The organism is Pantoea sp. DY-17 (assembly GCF_019795975.1).
GTDB classification, from domain to species: domain Bacteria; phylum Pseudomonadota; class Gammaproteobacteria; order Enterobacterales; family Enterobacteriaceae; genus Pantoea; species Pantoea leporis.
Genome location: NZ_JAIMIG010000004.1, coordinates 189417 through 204187, shown reverse-complemented (window position 1 = coordinate 204187; position 14771 = coordinate 189417). Strand labels below are relative to the sequence as shown.

General features: G+C 42.2%; 11 protein-coding genes. 5 read left to right on the top strand and 6 right to left on the bottom strand.

The window, feature by feature from the left end; translation table 11 throughout:
* Positions 1 to 371 precede the first annotated feature (371 nt).
* Genes K5Y33_RS17830 through K5Y33_RS17815 form a run of 4 tightly spaced genes read left to right on the top strand, consistent with a single transcriptional unit; the run spans position 372 to position 6493 of the window.
* Complete coding sequence (locus K5Y33_RS17830; protein WP_222234732.1) at positions 372 to 1520, top strand: capsule biosynthesis protein; 1149 nt, start codon at positions 372 to 374, stop codon at positions 1518 to 1520.
* A gap of 23 nt (positions 1521 to 1543) precedes the next feature.
* Entirely contained in the window at positions 1544 to 3220 is a 1677-nt protein-coding gene (locus K5Y33_RS17825) for a polysaccharide biosynthesis/export family protein (RefSeq protein ID WP_222234730.1), read from the top strand.
* A gap of 12 nt (positions 3221 to 3232) precedes the next feature.
* Positions 3233 to 5263, top strand: coding sequence for a capsular polysaccharide biosynthesis protein (locus K5Y33_RS17820; RefSeq protein WP_222234938.1), 2031 nt, complete (start codon positions 3233 to 3235; stop codon positions 5261 to 5263).
* Positions 5264 to 5266: 3 nt separating this feature from the next.
* Positions 5267 to 6493, top strand: coding sequence for a capsule biosynthesis protein (locus K5Y33_RS17815; protein ID WP_222234728.1), 1227 nt, complete (start codon positions 5267 to 5269; stop codon positions 6491 to 6493).
* 96 nt (positions 6494 to 6589) lie between these two features.
* On the opposite strand, the gene K5Y33_RS17810 is transcribed toward K5Y33_RS17815, so the two are convergent.
* The 6 genes from K5Y33_RS17810 to K5Y33_RS17785 form a co-directional block, all read right to left on the bottom strand.
* Positions 6590 to 7231 carry an acyltransferase gene (locus K5Y33_RS17810; RefSeq protein WP_192412055.1) on the bottom strand — a complete coding sequence of 214 codons (642 nt, stop codon included), beginning with the start codon at positions 7229 to 7231 and terminating at the stop codon, positions 6590 to 6592.
* An 84-nt stretch (positions 7232 to 7315) separates the two neighbouring features.
* Entirely contained in the window at positions 7316 to 8434 is a 1119-nt protein-coding gene (locus K5Y33_RS17805) for a Stealth CR1 domain-containing protein (RefSeq protein WP_255610360.1), read from the bottom strand.
* A 56-nt stretch (positions 8435 to 8490) separates the two neighbouring features.
* Positions 8491 to 9411 carry a hypothetical protein gene (locus K5Y33_RS17800; protein ID WP_222234726.1) on the bottom strand — a complete coding sequence of 307 codons (921 nt, stop codon included), beginning with the start codon at positions 9409 to 9411 and terminating at the stop codon, positions 8491 to 8493.
* Positions 9408 to 11810 carry a glycosyltransferase gene (locus K5Y33_RS17795; RefSeq protein WP_222234725.1) on the bottom strand — a complete coding sequence of 801 codons (2403 nt, stop codon included), beginning with the start codon at positions 11808 to 11810 and terminating at the stop codon, positions 9408 to 9410. The genes K5Y33_RS17800 and K5Y33_RS17795 overlap by 4 nt, the downstream gene beginning before the upstream one ends.
* A gap of 46 nt (positions 11811 to 11856) precedes the next feature.
* Positions 11857 to 12540: an ABC transporter ATP-binding protein gene (locus tag K5Y33_RS17790; RefSeq protein ID WP_222234724.1), complete on the bottom strand. Its 684-nt coding sequence runs from the start codon at positions 12538 to 12540 to the stop codon at positions 11857 to 11859.
* Entirely contained in the window at positions 12537 to 13313 is a 777-nt protein-coding gene (locus tag K5Y33_RS17785; RefSeq protein WP_110868005.1) for an ABC transporter permease, read from the bottom strand. Before K5Y33_RS17785 ends, K5Y33_RS17790 begins: the two co-directional genes overlap by 4 nt.
* A gap of 488 nt (positions 13314 to 13801) precedes the next feature.
* Between K5Y33_RS17785 and speB the strand changes: the two genes are divergently transcribed.
* Positions 13802 to 14722 carry an agmatinase gene (gene speB, locus K5Y33_RS17780; RefSeq protein ID WP_217549400.1) on the top strand — a complete coding sequence of 307 codons (921 nt, stop codon included), beginning with the start codon at positions 13802 to 13804 and terminating at the stop codon, positions 14720 to 14722.
* Positions 14723 to 14771 lie beyond the last annotated feature (49 nt).

Genomic DNA, 14771 nt, shown 5'->3' with positions numbered 1-14771 from the left:
ATATCAAATCCCGCACTCATATAATTAATTATAGCAAGAAATGTCTTGAGCTGGCTTGTTATTAGAGAAAAGGGGTTCCCGAAGTGAACGATAACAAGCCGTTTCTCAAAGGCGCTAAGTGCGCTTAACGCTAAGCTGAGCGCTTTGATACGTTACGCATATGAAATTATGAACAAATCAACGTGGTTTTATTTTCGAGCGCGGGAAGACGGACGCGGTACTTTTCTTTAATACGCTGCAATTCGTCACCAAAAAACATCACGAAATATTGGATTTTCCTCGAGGGGCGGCAGGGTTATTAATGCGCAGAGCCGCAGGCCGAACCTCAATGATGTGCTACGGCACGCTTATGAATATTTGATGATTGCTTCATGTTAATAAAAGAGAATTCCACCTTATCAAAGTTTGAAAAAAGATTGGGCGTTGTTTCTTTCGCCAATCTTAAACAGCACCTCGGAAAAGCGATCATTTTTCTCCCAATGACGTTGCTGATTATTTATCTGGCAATATTCAGTCAGCCGCGTTTTGTGAGCGAATCCAAAGTCGCGATTAAACGCTCAGATGATCTTGCCAGCAATAATGTGAATTTTGGCTTGTTGTTGGGGGCGATTAATCCCAGTTCGGTTGAAGATGCACTCTACTTAAAGGAGTACATCAATTCGCCGGATATGCTGGCAGTGCTAGATAAACAACTTAATTTCCGTCAAGCCTTCAGCCAAAGCGGGCTGGATTTCTTGCACCATCTGTCTCCTGATGAAACTACCGAAAAATTCCTGCGTTATTATCGTGAACGTCTCAGCGTAACGTATGACGATAAAGCCGGATTGCTGGCTATTCGCACGCAAGGCTTTACGCCGGAGTTTGCCCTTAACTTTAATAAAGCGGTGCTGAAAGAGTCCGAACGCTTCATTAATGAGTTGTCGCACCGTATTGCGCGTGATCAGCTGACCTTTGCGGAAAAGGAGATGGAAAAGTCCCGCTCACGCCTGAATAACAGTAAATCCGAGCTGCTGGCGTATCAGAACAGCAACAATGTGCTGGATCCTGAAGCGCAAGCGTTAGCAGCCAGTTCACTGGTTAACACGCTGATGGGCCAGAAGATCCAGATGGAAGCGGAGCTGCGTACTCTGCTGACCTATCTGCGTGATGACGCTGCGCAAGTTGTCAGCGTACGTAACGCCATTGCCTCGATGCAGGCGCAGATCGATAACGAGAAAGGCAAAATCACCGCGCCGCAGGGCGACAAACTTAACCGCATGGCGGTGGAGTTTGAAGAGATTAGATCGCGTGTCACCTTTGATAATGAGCTTTACAAGCTCGCGCTGATCTCCATCGAAAAAACACGCGTGGAAGCCGCTCGCAAACTGAAAGTGCTTTCGGTGATCAGTTCACCGCAGCAGCCGCAAGAGTCCACTTTCCCCAACATTCCGTATTTGATCGCCTGCTGGTTGCTGGTGTGCTGCTTAATGTTTGGCACCCTGAAACTGATATTGGCGGTGATTGAAGATCATCGGGATTAATGCTGTCGCAGAATGAGTCTGTTATGAAAATTTTAAAATCATTTGTAATGATCGCAGCTTGCTTCACTGCGCAGGCCAATGCGGCCTTAAATATTAATTCTGATGCAAACTTAACCGGCGTTAAAACACAATCTTTGCTCAATTCGGCACCGGTAAATATCAGCAGCAATAACAGCGGATTTGATGATACGCCTGTGCCAGTTGCACCTGTGGTACTTAGCCGTATGTTTGGTGCCCAGCTGTTTAATGGCAATAGCGGAGAGAACGGGGCAAGCGTAGGTTTCAATCCCGGCTATATCCTGAATCCAGGAGATAGCATTCAGGTGCGTTTATGGGGCGCATTTACTTTTGACGGCGCGTTGCAGGTTGATCCCAAAGGCAACATTTTTCTGCCAAATGTGGGGCCGGTAAAAGTCGCTGGCATTAGTAACAGCCAGCTAAACGCGTTGATTACCAGCAAAGTGAAGCAGGTCTACCAAGCCAACGTCAGTGTGTATGCATCGCTATTACAGGCACAGCCTGTGAAAGTCTACGTCACCGGTTTTGTTCACAGCCCGGGTTTATATGGCGGCGTGACGTCGGATTCCCTATTGAACTATTTGATTAAAGCGGGCGGCGTTGATCCTGAACGTGGTAGCTACGTCGATATTGCAGTGAAACGTGGCAATAAAGTGCGATCCAATATCAACCTGTATGATTTTTTGCTTAACGGTAAATTGGGATTATCACAATTTGCCGATGGCGACACCATTGTGGTCGGGCCGCGTCAGCATACGTTCAATGTGCAAGGCGATGTATTCAATAGCTATAACTTTGAATTTCGCAACAGCACTATTCCTGTCACCGAAGCTTTGAGCTGGGCGCGAGTCAAACCGGGTGCGACGCATATTACTATTGTGCGCCAGCAAGGTTTAGCAAAGCGCAGCGAATATTATCCAATTCGCGAGGCGAACGGCCGCTTCCTGCAAGATGGTGACAGACTGATTGTGAGCACCGATCGCTATGCCAGCACGATTCAGGTCCGCGTTGAAGGCGCACACTCAGGTGAACACGCGATGGTACTGCCTTACGGATCCAACATGCAGGCGGTGTTGAAGCAGATTCGACCTAATAGTATGTCGCAGATGAGTGCCATCAAGCTGTATCGTCCCTCCGTGGCCTCCCGCCAGAAAGAGATGATGAACCTGGCGTTGCAGAAGTTAGAGGAAGCCTCGCTTTCTGCGCAATCATCCACCAAGGAGGAGGCTGGTCTTCGCTTCCAGGAAGCGCAATTGGTCAGCCGATTTGTGGCGAAAGCGCGTCAGGTCGTGCCAAAAGGTGAAGTCATTCTGAACGAGAAAAACCTCGCGGCCACCCTGCTGGAAGATGGTGATGTGATTAGCATTCCTCAGAAAACCTCACTGGTGCTGGTACATGGTGAAGTGCTGTTCCCGAATGCAGTGAGCTGGGAGAAAGGCTTACGCGCGAAAGATTACATCGCCAAAAGTGGTGGCTTTACGCAGAAGTCCGGTAATGCGCGCGTCATCGTTATTCGCCAGAACGGCGCGGCCGAAGACGCGGAAGATGTCGGTGCGCTGAATCCAGGTGATGAGTTAATGGTGCTGCCGAAGTATGAATCGAAGAGCATCGAAGTGACGCGTGGCATTTCCACCATCCTGTATCAATTAGCCGTTGCGGCGAAAGTGGTTCTTACGCTGTAAGGGTGCATCGTGATGATTGGTATATTCTCTTCAGGCATTTGGCGAATTCCATTTTTGCGTAATTTCCTGGCCCAGCCGTGCCAGAAATTATCGCTGCAACGGCCTGTCGCCGATGCCGTGACCACCATTGCAGTGTGGGGATATCGTCCCAACACAAGTCAGCCGGTGGCGTGGGCGCGTGGTGTAGGAAAATCAGTGCTGCGACTGGAAGATGGCTATATCCGCTCGCTGGATCTTGGCGTTAATGGCGCGCCACCTTTTTCACTGGTGCTGGATAGATTGGGGATCTATTACGATGCTAACCGGCCCAGCGAGTTAGAGAAGATGATCCAGGAAAGAGAAGTTAATCAACGGCTTGCCGATGACGCCAAACGAGCAATGAGCATCATCGTTGAGCAAGATTTATCGAAATATAATCAGGCCCCGGCTTTTATTGCAGGAGCATGTGCAACCAGCAATGTAGTATTAGTTATTGACCAAACGCTAGGTGACATGTCCGTAACCTATGGCAATGCGGGGCCGAATAATTTTGTCCTGATGTTAGAGGCGGCGATACGGGAAAATCCTGGTGCCGTGGTCTGGATAAAGGTCCATCCGGACGTACTACAAGGCAAGAAGTCGGGATATTACCACTCCTTCCAATCCACGCATCATATACATCTCATGGCTGATGATGTGAGCCCACAATCTCTGTTGCGGCATGTCTCACGTGTCTATGTCATGACTTCGCAGTATGGATTTGAAGCATTGATGGCAGGTAAACCGGTGACGTGCTTTGGCCAACCCTGGTATGCCGGTTGGGGATTGACCGACGATCGCCATCCACAAGCTAAGCAGCTAAGTGAACGGCGTGGCAACGCTACGCTTGAGCAACTGTTTGCGGCGGCCTACTTGCGCTATAGCCGCTATATCCACCCGTTGACCGGCGAGCCCGCAACGCTGTTTGATGTTTTGCATTGGATCCAATTGCAACGCAACTATCAGCTACCACGTATCGGACACCTTTGGGCGCCGGGTTTATCGATGTGGAAATACACCATCCTTAAACCGTTTTTGCGTACCGCTACCAATACGCTGAGTTTTTCAAAAAGTAATAAGCTGGCTACCGCGTGTGTGGTGTGGGGAATTGCTGGCGAGCAGCGTTGGTTGGAAAAAGCGCAAGCCCAACAATTACCTGTTTGGCGGATGGAAGATGGTTTTTTACGCTCTTCGGGCCTGGGTTCAGATCTTATGCCGCCGTTGTCCTTGGTATTGGATAAACGTGGTATTTATTACGATGCCACGCGACCCAGTGATTTAGAGGTGTTGCTCAATGAAAGTGAATTAACCGATGCTCAATGTTCGCGGGCGAGGAAGATTCATCATCGGCTCGTAAATAACAGAATCAGTAAATACAATCTTGGAGTTGATTTTACTTTGCCAGCCGATTCAAAAGGGAAACGTGTATTATTGGTGCCAGGTCAGGTAGAAAATGATGCATCTATTCAGACCAGCACCTTTACAATCTGTACTAATCGGGATTTGTTACGAACCGTACGGGAGCGTAATCCTGCGGCATACATTATTTACAAGCCACATCCAGATGTAGTAGTAGGCAACCGCAAAGGGCATATTACTGATAGAGAAATTAATCAATATGCTGATTATCAGGCGCTGGATGCAGACATTATTCAATGTATTCAGGTTTCCAATGAAGTACATACCATGACATCGCTTTCAGGATTCGAAGCTTTATTGCATGGCAAACGCGTGTACTGCTACGGCATGCCATTCTATGCTGGATGGGGATTAACATATGACGAGCATGATTGTTTCCGCCGTGTGAAACAGTTAGGCCTTTACGATTTAATCTATCAAGCATTAATTGCCTATCCAACTTACATTCATCCGTTACGACTGGATGCTATTTCAGTCGAAGAAGCCATTGAAATTCTCATCAATACACCACGAGCAAATATGGTGATTGATAAAAATTGGCGAGACAGACTTATGCGGATGGGAAAAAAGTTATCAATGTTTATTAAGGTTAAGTTAGCATTCTAAACCATGAGTGAAGCTATTAAAAAGCTGCTAAAAGGAAAGCAGTTCCTATTGTTGCAAGGGCCAATGGGACCTTTCTTTAATGACATGGCTTATTGGCTGGAGTCATTAGGGCGTGAAGCCGTGAATGTCGTATTCAACGGCGGCGACCGCTTCTATTGCCGTAAACGTAAATACCTCGCCTTCATGCAAACAGAAAAGGAGTTTTCGGCTTGGCTCAACCAAGTTAAGCGGGATTATGACTTTGATACGATTTTGTGCTTTGGCGATTGCCGGACGCTGCATAAGGTAGCGAAGGGCTGGGCGCATACGCAAGGGGTAAGATTTTTCGTATTCGAAGAAGGTTATCTGCGACCAAATTTTATTACGCTCGAGGAGGGCGGTGTCAATGGCAACTCTTCATTGCCGCGCGATGCTGAGTTCTATCGACAGCTACTGGCGCAGCCAGCAGCGAAAATAGAGGCATGTTATCCATCTAAAATCCGCAGGATGGCGCATGCCAGTTGGTATTACTTCATTAGCTGGTATTATCGACATACCTTTGACCAATATTGTCACCATAAACCATTTTCACCTTGGCGCGAAGCCACATATTGGTTTCGTGCTGGGTGGCGCAAGACATTATATCAATTTAAGCAGAGATATATACTTAATAGATTAACGATTGAGCTAGATCAACGCTATTACCTGGCGATTTTACAGGTTTATAATGACAGCCAAATAGAGCATCATAGCCCTTATAATGATGTGCGGGATTATATCCGTGAGGTAATGTGCTCTTTTGCGCAGCATGCACCAGCGGATACTTATCTGGTGATTAAACATCATCCAATGGATTGTGGGCATCGCAATTACGCAGCGCTGATCAATGAGCTATGCAAGCGTTTAAATATTATAGATAGAGTAGTTTATATTCATGACCTCCCTTTGCGGGAATTAATTTCACATGCTCAAGGTGTGGTTACGATTAACAGCACTGCAGGAATTTTAGCGTTGATGCATGGTAAGCGTTTAAAAGTGATGGGAGAGGCATTGTACGACATTCGAGGAGTTACGTTTCAGTCGGGTTTGGATTTTTTTTGGCGGGATCAATTTACTACAGATGATTATTTGTTCAAAAATTTTATGTCACATTTGACCTGCCAGACGCAAGTTAATATCCATTATTACCAATGGAACGTTTTTTCAAGTAAAGTTTGGTATGAATTAGAAGACGTGCAAAACTTTGAATGAGCTCAATTTCAGCGTTGTTAATTAAAGCCATGCTGACACTCAGGCGCAGCATGGTTCGTCAATTTCGGGTTCCCATTCAATATTAGTCCATGTTGTTTAGTAAGGTTCTGCTGGCAGGAAGTCCATAGGAATGAGTGCACGCTGCCACCTGACGTTTTCTCTGATTATTTTTGCAGGAATACCAACGGCTAAACTTCCGGGCGGAATGGTTTTTGTCACTAATGCTTTGGAGCCAATTATGCTATTCTTTCCAATCGTAATGCCTTTTTGAATTGTGACATTCTCACCCAACCATACTGAATCCTCAATGACGATACATTTGGCAGGATTTATTCTTTCTCCAGTCATATCATCAATGATTGAATGCCAATCTGTCGTAGACATCGTTATGTCAGAGAAAAGGCAATCCTTGCCTATGGTGATTGATGCGCCTTCAGTAGCAACAATAAGTACATGACGATTCATTGCTGTTTGATCTCCGATTTCAATTTTAGATCCAGCACCAATAAAGTAACGTCCGCGAATGTAGGTTTTTTTACCAACTTTCCATTCACCGTTACCATTTTCCATATTAATAGATACATTATTTAATATGCATCCTTCGCTGAAAGTAATGCTGGAGTTCTTACCTGATTGGAAATTTAGACTGAAATCACCTAAAACTTTTTCGGGTTTACCTATAACAACATTCCCTGCTGCAATGAAGCTTGCAATCTGTTTCTCATAACTATCATTCATAACAACGTTGTTCCTATTCATTTTAAATGTTTTTCGATTGCAATCACTATAAAGAAGCTTTGTCATTCTTTTTACGTCATGACTTTACGAGATAAAAAATGATGATAGAAATTCATTCAATCTTTCACTGTAACCATCATGATTAAATTCATTAGAGCTAAAGTCATTCGCACAAAATGAATGTGGGAGATTATTGTCTTTTTTGCCATTAATAAGCGCTCGATAGAAACTGCCTGATGCAGGAGAACGGATATTAAAATAAAAACAGATGTCCAGATTCGGCGCGGATTTACCCAGAATATATTGATGATATGGAACGAGGAAGGTAGCAACATTTAAGTCATTCGTCGCTCTGAATTTGTTTCTGGAAAATGCAGCGATTTCATGTTGAAACATAGACGTACTTTCTTCAAAAACAGATTTAATCAAAGGTACATAAGTATGAGTCAGTGTATTGTCAAATCGAACAGCAAATTTTGATTCGAAAATACCGTTACAATTTTGACATGCTGATAACGTTGCTGTTGTTCTTTCTTTACCTGGAGAATATGAAGTGCTTTTGTTACTGACAAATAAACTCGCTATCCCATTTGACTTGAAGAAATGCTCAGGGGTGTTTTTTTGAGCAACAAAGAAGTCATCGTTAAAGTAAATAAAGTGTTCTGATAATCCCTTAATTTTGTGTAGGTAAGCTTCAATTACATGTGAGTTAAATGTGGGCAGATATTGTTGTGGGATGATTTCGGAATGATCAACTAACACCACTCTATCCTTGAGGCTATCTGGAATTAATGGTGTTTGATGGTCAGTGACTATAAATATCCTGTTTACCCACGGTATATTTTTTTCAATACTGAGTAGAGAGTAATAGAGTTCATTATGGTTACTGAATCTTGATTCTTCAGTTGCATAAAGTGCATATGATATGTCTGCATTGCTGTGCAGCCTTTTTTTTTGCAACCATGCTGAATCATTTGCATCGACCCAGGTGTATACAACATCGATTTTGAAGGCAGGTTTGAAGGAAGCTATTGAGTTTTGTAAAGCACTAACAATAATACCTTCTGTTGCATTGATTATATTGTTATGATTTAAGATTAAAGGGTGTCGTTTTAATAGGTAATCTCTCAAAAAGAGTATTGGTGCTCTTTTGAATTTCCTGATTTTTCTAAGAGAAATAGTTAGCATCTTATTGGGTTTCATTTTTAAAATTAATCCACTCTGTGATTTTTGAGAATGGACTAATTTATTTTTTTATTTTAATGACTCAATTCCTGCTTCACGGATAAATAGTGTTCGTCACGTGAAACATGAGGAACAATCGTATCTAAAAACATAGCATAGTCATCGTTTTTATCATTCATCTTGTTGAATGTTACGGCGGGAGGACATCTTTTCGAGCCATGCACAGATTGTATCCAGATGAATTTTTCTTCATATCCTCTATCAAGCAGGGCAAACTGAATGGGTGATTTAATTATACTTTGCTCTCCCTTAGTCATAGTGTTAGAAATGGGTAAGAACTCGAATAAGTAATCATGTGGGTTACTGACAGACTCAAGTATGTTGTTGTAATGACAAAGTTGCATATTATCAACGCAACAGAATTTTTCAGCGGGTGAAAAATTATAATCAAATTCACAGAAGTGTTCTGTAAAGGTGTTTTTTACTCGGTCGATGTTTCTTTTTTTATTCTTAATGAAAGTATAAGGAATACCCGTTGGAGATATAAAATCTTTATTCGTAACCTTCTTAAGGAATAGAAAGTTCAAATCTATAAATATAAATAACTCTCGTTTTGGACTGATATTTCTTATCTTGTTTTTGAAGGCGTCACTGTAGTTTTTAAAAACACTTATGTCACTGTTGTTGCTTATTATACTTTGGCTAATGTATGAGAGACTTTTAAAATTAGTGTACTTAATAATACTGCGATACTGATACCTTATTAAGCTTTCTTTGAATTTTATTTTATCACTTATCGTGTCGATGACTATTAAATGAATGTTTAATTTTTCATTATCATATTTTAGTAATGGAGGCTCAGTGATTTTTTCAACCGTTGGTGTTGTGTTTGCTGCATTAATTATTTCTTTTGATCTTCCACCCAGAATATTCTTAAAAGCATCCTTAACGAAAAGACCGGGGGTATTTAATAATTTTGAAGCTTTAGTCATCATTCACACTCCTTTAATAGCTTATCCATAACTTTAGATATTTCGTATTTCTCAAGATAGGTTTTTCGACTGTTCTCTCCAAGTTGAATTAGGAAGTTCTCATCAGCCATAAGTCTTTCCATGTTCATGGCAAAGTGTTGAGTATCAAAACAGGGAGAAACTAAAGCGTTATATTCATTCACCAGGAAATCTTTAGGACCATAGCCTATATCATAACTAACCACAGGTTTGCTCATGCTAAAGCTTTCAATATAGACCATCCCAAAAGCTTCTTTAGCAGATGTGAGTGCGCAGAATGCACTATTATAGATCTCTTCATAAACTAATGATGTCGGTGGATGAATGGTAACTTGCGATGTTAAACCTAGCGTTGAAATCTGATTGATAAGGTTTTCTTTTTCATCACCGTCACCAAAAATGTCTAAAATCCAATCTGGGAATTTTTTTGCTATTTTTGCAAAAGATTCTATTAATAAATTGAATTGTTTTAGCTCAACCAAACGACCAAAAGAAACAATTCTTTTCTTCTGGATATCCCTACCCGATTGTGAAATTAGTGGAAACTTATCTTCGAGTCCATTTGGAATGGGAGTAACCTTACTAATTCCTTGAGCATTGTACTCTTCTTTTTGAAAAGAGGTGAGAGTAAGTACCTTATAAGCTTTAGGATAGTTTCTTAACAAAGTTATCTGTATTTCTTTAGAGTGTGAGCTAAATTCACGATGTTCTTGAACAATGACTTTATTCGACTTATGGGCATGCTTGATGATATTCACACATAGGCCTGGGAATGTACCTATAATTGTTGCGTTCTTAATGGTTTTTATAATGCTTACCAGTTTAAAGTCTGTCAACAAAGATAAGCCATTATAAAGATCTTCTGATTTTTTGAAAATCTTTGAAGAATATTGAGCGAGGTGATTATCCAGCTTTGTGCGGAACTTGCCATTGCTGCGTGCATCATTGAGATATTCAATACGTACACTGGGATCAAGTTGTAGCTTAGGTGTATCACTGGTGCGCCGCATTGAGATAATGGATACCTGATAGCCAACAGAGACCAGATAATTTGCCTGGTTTATAACTGTTTGTACTGTTCCACCAACGCCATAGATATTATAACAGCAGTAAACAATGTGCTGTTGTTTATCGGCAATCACGTTATCCAGAAATTTATTGGTTTTATTAAAATTTTCATAATCACGGATGACTTTAAGGAAATCCTTTCTGGCTCGATGTTTGATCTTGAAATCAATGCTTTTGTCTGAAAATAGGTCTTCAAGTTCATCAATAGTACGCACGACTGAACCGTTGAATTCATAGGGGGATTTTAAAAAATGACCTCGTTCAAACTTGTAATTATCATAGTCAAATTGTAGAAAAATAACCGGTGTTTTTATCAGGTTAAATTCAAAGGCAATTGATGAGTAATCTGTTATGCATACAGCCGTATCTTTTAATACTACTGAAAAGTCATCATGCCCGACAAATGAAATAGCTCCATCATAGAGTTTTTCTATCATTGGTTTAAGATGGAGTATCTTTTCATGCAAATAAAATGCGATGTTTAAATTTCTTTTATTTGCATAATCAATGATTCCTTGGCTGTTTTTAATCTGCTGAACTATGTCTAAAAATGGATTGTCATCGCCAGGTTTTGTCCACTCTTCACGCCAGGTAAAAAAGAATAATATGTTTTTTTCATTTTTCTTCTTCATTGGTAGTAGCTCATGTCGCGACAAGCCACTATTGATCACTCTTTTGTCGAGGAAACCAATATTCAGTATGAGTTTCTTTAGCGCCTGTAAATCATCTACCTCAACAGAATTTTTGTTAACGTAATATCGCTGGAGTAGCAAGATATAGAAATCTTCCAGGTTATTCCTGGAAAAAAAGTCATCGTAGTGTGGTATTTTGTATTTGATGGCTAATCTTTTTGTTTGGTTAATATCTTTTTGTGTTTGTAGTGTATTGATAACGATATTTTTCTCTGACTTCAACGAAGTGCTAAAATATCTTATTCTACCGTTGTAGTGACCTTTAAATATGAATATTCTCTTGTAAGAGATGATTCCGTGTTGAAGGTATACGATGGGAGCCCAGCCCTTTTCTAATGGTTTTTTATTAAAAGAGGGGAAAGTATCAAGATATCCGTCATTAAGCAGGAGGTAATCTGCATCATAAAATATCTTATGATGCTTTTTGCTATCCTTAAGTATGATGTTTTTATTAAAAGGTAAAAGTTTTTCTATGTCGACATTCTGTTTGCTATATATGAAAAAAGTGTTTTTAAATCCTGACTTCATTCTATGCTGAAAATAACAAAAGCCATTATCACGGGCCTGCAACCCTCCTTTTTCTCCAATGAGTATCAACAAATCTTGATGTTCGATTCCCTTCATTTCTCTTACCTAAAATAGATTGTTGTAAAATGATCAGCGGTGTTATTTATATTGGAATAGTATTTTTGTTATTTTCACTTCTTAAGTAAGCTTCAATAGCATCATTTACCGAGTCATAATAATTGACATAATTATCCCTACCAATGAAAATAGCTGCGTCACAATACTCTTTGAGCGTACTTAAGCTATGCGACACCATCAAAAAACTCGCACTTTTATGTCGTTCCTGGAACATCCTTGAGCATTTTTCTTTAAAGCGCGCATCACCTACCGCGGTGACCTCATCCACAAGATAATAATCAAAATCAAAAGCCATGCTTAAACCAAAACTTAATCTTGATTTCATTCCGGATGAATAAGTTTTGATCGGCATATTGAAGTATTTACCCAATTCAGCAAATGACTCAACAAAATCTATTTTCTCTTTCATCTCACTATGTTTGGCATATAAACGCGCGACGAATTTAACGTTTTCCCTACCGCTAAGACTGCCCTGAAAACCGCCAGTAAGGCCAACCGGCCAGGAAATCGTTTTATTGGTAGTGATTGCGCCGCTATCAGGCCGGTCAATACCACCAATCATGCGCAGTAATGTTGATTTACCTGCGCCATTTCGGCCAACCAACGCCACACTTTTTCCACTTGGAAGGGTGAGGTTCAAATCTTTAAACACGAAGTGCCGGCCTGATGAGGTGCGGTACGACTTTGTGAGATTTTCAATCTTAATCATGATGTCAGCATTGCCTCTTCACGGGTGCGATAGATGGCAAGCCCCAAAAATAATGTCGTTAGTGTGAGAATGGCGAGATAAATGAGGCTGACGCCTTCGCTACTATAGCCCGGCATCACGGCTGCTCGGCTGAGTTCCACCACATGCAGGAGGGGATTCCAGAGTAGAAATGGCCAGTAATCTTTCGGCACTGCGTGCAGTGGAAACATTATTCCCGAGATGAAATAGAGCGGTTTAAGGAGAATTGGCAAAAGTTTCTGCGTTTCTGTGTAGGTTTTACCTATCACCATAAAAATGAGTCCAGCGCCACATGAGAAAATAATCAAAAGACTCCATGCACCCACTATTTGCAGTAGATTTTCTACAGAAAAATACTCCCCGGCAGCCCAAACAATCAACATCAGAAATATATAGACAGTTACGTAGATAATCGTCTCTAACATCGCCCTTGCTAAAACAGTATCGATGGGTTTAACCGGTCGATAATTAAATAAGCCTTGGTTCGCGTCAATTGCTCCAAGTGATCGAGTAGAGATATTAGAAAAAATGAAATAGGGAATGATCCCATTAAGTAAGAATACAGGGAAGGAAATGTCTGGCATTGTCCTATGCATGATGAAGCCAAAAATGGCCATCAATATTAATAAATGGGCTGATGGTTCTAGTATCGCCCAGAGATACCCCAAACGGAACTTACCGAATCTGGTTCTTATCTCTCTAAAAAACAATGCGTTAATCGTGGCGCTTTGTACATTTAATCCACTTCTTGCCATTTAAAACTCACAGTATTCTTGATTAATAGATATGCTACCGCCCTTGGCTTAACAGTTACCAATGCGCTGAAGATAAGATAATAGATAATAAGCAGACTCGAATGGTCGCGTTGATTTGCCATCTACAGTTAGCTGATTAAATGGGTTGTTATTTGATTTGTATCGTATTTGCTACTTTTCAATCGATGAAATTATTGCCTGCCTTCCTATGAAGATAATTGAGAAAAGGCTCAATTTTCCTTATTCACTTTGCTCAAAACATTCTTGATTAAATTATTATCGTTTGTGGTTTCAAGCTCTCTCCAGCCGAAATGATTGACCTTGATTTTTCTGGAGGCTTACCACGTCAAAGCATTGATTGCACCCAACTTCAATCTTCGTAATAATCACGCCCATCTATCCCTTCCTCGTAGTATTTACGTTGAGGGGATTTTTTTCATCTATACCTAAACAGACCTATCGACTTACGGATCTTAAGAGGACCAGTTATGCATAACACCTTGGGCAATCACTATGATAACTCATTGGTTTCTAACGCTTTTGGTTTCATGCGCTTCCCCCTCAACTTCCAGCCTTACGACAGTGACGCTGAGTGGGTGATCACCGGTGTTCCTTTCGATGCCGCGACCTCAGGTCGTCCAGGCAGCCGTTTAGGTCCGGGGGCAATCCGCCAGATTTCCACCAACCTGGCATGGGAAGGCTGTCGCTGGCCGTGGGATTTCGATCTGCGCCAGCGTTTGAACGTGGTGGATTGCGGCGATCTGGTTTATGCCTTTGGCGATTCACAGGATCTCTCTGACAAACTACAGGCACACGCCGAGAAACTACTGGCGAACGGTAAGCGCATGCTGACCTTTGGTGGTGACCACTACGTCACGCTGCCGCTGCTGCGTGCACACGCTAAGCACTTCGGCAAAATGGCGCTGGTGCATTTCGATGCGCACACCGATACCTATTCCAATGGTCCTACTTTCGATCACGGCACCATGTTCTTCACCGCGCCAAAAGAGGGTTTGATCGATCCGCAGCACTCTGTGCAGATCGGTATTCGTACCGAGTTCGATAAGAGCTTGGGCTTCAACGTGCTGGATGCCGCGCAGGTCAACGATCGCAGCGTTGATGACATTCTGGCGGAAGTGAAGCGTACCGTTGGCGATCTGCCGGTGTATCTGACCTTTGATATCGATTGTCTGGATCCCGCCCACGCACCGGGCACCGGCACGCCAGTGATTGGCGGCTTGAGCAGCGATAAAGCCACCAAGCTGATTCGCGGTTTGCAGGGCATGAATATCGTCGGTATGGATCTGGTGGAAGTGGCGCCGGGCTACGATCACGCCGATCTGACCTCGCTGGCCGCAGCCACACTGGCGCTGGACATGCTGCACGTGCAGGCGGCAAATAAAGGTTAATCCTTTCTCCTGCGGCTACACTTATTGACGGTTAATTAATCTGCGGAGG